The following is a 1,167-nucleotide window of genomic DNA, read 5'->3' on the forward strand; positions in this document are numbered from 1 at the left end:
CGGATGCCCGGCAATGAGACGTATCCCGTCGTCGTTCACTGCTTATCTTATGGCAGCAATGCCTAACAATTCATTCAAGCCGACACCGCTTCGCGGCGCGGCTTAATTCTGGCGTTAGGCCTCATGTCAAAGACTCTGGCACTTCTATTTCTCACAATGCTCGCGATTGGATGCCACAAGGCAAGCCCATCCACATCCGCTGAGATCGTTGCTTCTGAGCTAACCCACGCCTCCGGGCGTTCCGCCAAAATGTGCGGCTTGATCCGGCTTGGCGAAGATCAGTCTTCCGCGATCTTGTGTGCGCAAACCGCTGCAAAATCGATTCAGCCATTTTGGGTAGCTGTTGAGCACCCCGGCATTGATTCGTCAATCTGGGACGGCGCACTACTCAGCACCGCCGGGCTGCACCAGGTATTCCACTACGACTCGAATCCTTATGGCCGTAAAGAGCTCCTACCCAAGCTCACTCGCGAGTCGTGCCATAAGCTCATTTTCACTGGTAATCGCGACAAGCCCTTTGCTTGCGGATTCCGTGATGAGCCCTAATAGTTAGTTAGGCGTCAAAGGAGGTCACATGCATTTCCAATGTCGGATCATTGCCGCACTCGCGGCGCTCGTGCTACCCATAGGTGCATCGTTTGCTGCCCAACCAACCACGTATGAGGTCTCTGCCACGCTGTCACACTCAGGCGTCCCATTCGCCTCCCCAGCGCTTCGAGTCGAGCCGGGTGTGCCTGCCAGTGTCGAGGTTGTTGGTCCGGACGGTTACACGCTGTCGTTAACCATCACCGAGGGCGACGAAGGCTCAGTCAAGGTCTCAACAAAGCTCGATTCCTCGCATGGCTCGATGGATCCGACAATCATCGTTCGTCCAGGCGAGCCGGCGACCGTTTCTGTTGGCGATCTTGGACTAGACCTCACTATTCACCGCAGTGACGCCTAACATTGCGTTCAAGCCGAAATTGCATCGCTACGCCAACAACATGGCAGGACAAGCTTGCCATGTTGTCAGCTATGCGCTGCAATTCGGCTTAACTTGAGCGTTAGGCCTTGTTTCCCGCACTGTCATCGCCAAGTTCCAGGCGGCTTCTAGTGCCTCGCCATTCCGCGGCGTTTGCAATTCGTACGCGCGATGGAGGCATAGGCAGTCACCTCTGGAGCACCTCG

At 55.8% G+C, this 1,167-nt stretch carries 1 protein-coding gene; it reads left to right on the forward strand.

Annotated features, from left to right (window positions below; translation table 11 throughout):
- The first annotated feature begins 574 nt into the window (after positions 1–574).
- On the forward strand, positions 575–943 hold the full coding sequence (locus ACW7G5_RS14775) for a hypothetical protein (RefSeq protein ID WP_457005775.1): 369 nt from the start codon (positions 575–577) through the stop codon (positions 941–943).
- Positions 944–1,167 lie beyond the last annotated feature (224 nt).

This window comes from Luteimonas sp. A501 (assembly GCF_054052085.1).

What these genes read in the sequence shown, in the direction of transcription:
- ACW7G5_RS14775 (WP_457005775.1), top strand. Translation starts at nt 575, where the DNA reads ATGCATTTCCAATGTCGGATCATTGCCGCACTCGCGGCGCTCGTGCTA.